Annotated in this window: 1 protein-coding gene; it reads left to right on the top strand. The window is 47.8% G+C overall.

Annotated elements, in window-relative coordinates; genetic code table 11:
* The first annotated feature begins 84 nt into the window (after positions 1 to 84).
* A complete protein-coding gene (locus tag HB860_RS21945; RefSeq protein ID WP_000427623.1) occupies positions 85 to 1089 on the top strand; it encodes an IS110-like element IS4321 family transposase in 1005 nt (334 codons plus the stop codon).
* The last annotated feature ends 278 nt before the right edge of the window (positions 1090 to 1367 follow it).

Genomic DNA, 1367 nt, shown 5'->3' on the forward strand with positions numbered 1-1367 from the left:
GCTTAGCGTGCTTTATTTAATGAGATGGTCACTCCCTCCTTCCCGGTACTATGCTGAGGACAGGCTTTCATTCGGAGAACTATCATGGAAAACATTGCGCTCATTGGTATCGATCTGGGTAAAAACTCTTTCCATATTCATTGCCAGGATCGTCGCGGGAAGGCTGTTTACCGTAAAAAATTTACCCGGCCAAAGTTGATCGAATTTTTGGCGACATGCCCCGCTACAACCATCGCAATGGAAGCCTGTGGCGGTTCTCACTTTATGGCACGCAAGTTGGAAGAGTTGGGGCATTCCCCAAAGCTGATATCACCACAATTTGTCCGCCCGTTCGTTAAAAGCAATAAAAACGACTTTGTCGACGCCGAAGCTATTTGTGAAGCTGCATCGCGTCCGTCTATGCGTTTTGTGCAGCCCAGAACGGAATCTCAGCAGGCAATGCGGGCTCTGCATCGTGTCCGTGAATCCCTGGTTCAGGATAAGGTAAAAACAACCAATCAAATGCATGCTTTTCTGCTGGAATTTGGCATTAGCGTTCCCCGAGGAGCTGCCGTTATTAGCCGACTGAGTACCATTCTTGAGGATAATAGTTTGCCTCTTTACCTCAGCCAGTTATTGCTGAAATTACAACAGCATTATCACTATCTTGTTGAGCAGATTAAAGATTTGGAATCCCAGTTGAAACGAAAGTTGGACGAAGATGAGGTTGGACAGCGCTTGCTGAGCATTCCCTGCGTCGGAACACTGACAGCGAGTACTATTTCAACTGAGATTGGCGACGGGAAGCAGTACGCCAGCAGCCGTGACTTTGCGGCGGCAACAGGGCTTGTACCTCGGCAGTACAGCACGGGAGGTAGGACGACATTGCTGGGAATTAGTAAGCGAGGTAATAAAAAGATCCGAACTTTGTTGGTTCAATGTGCCAGGGTATTCATACAAAAACTGGAACACCAGTCTGGCAAATTGGCCGATTGGGTCAGGGATTTACTGTGCCGGAAAAGCAACTTTGTCGTCACTTGTGCTCTGGCAAACAAGCTGGCCAGAATAGCCTGGGCCCTAACGGCACGACAGCAAACTTATGTAGCATAACGGCAGAAATACACCGGTTTAAAGAATTACTGATCTGGTTTTGCGAATACTGATATTGATGATACTAACGGCCCACCGGCCTGTTGAGGAACCTGTAAAACGGAAAGGCTCATTGAAGCCGTATATTTTCTGGAGGTTCATCAGGCGCGGAACTCATCAAGGCGCGGGAATAAAATCCCATTCAGACGCCGGATAGATTCAAGCAAGCCAACTTGTCGTCAAAATCGGTGTTGCAAAAACGGGAGTGACCATAGATTCCGTTTTCTGAGACGACCCCT

The organism is Aeromonas genomosp. paramedia (assembly GCF_023093515.1).
Classification (GTDB): Bacteria; Pseudomonadota; Gammaproteobacteria; order Enterobacterales; family Aeromonadaceae; genus Aeromonas.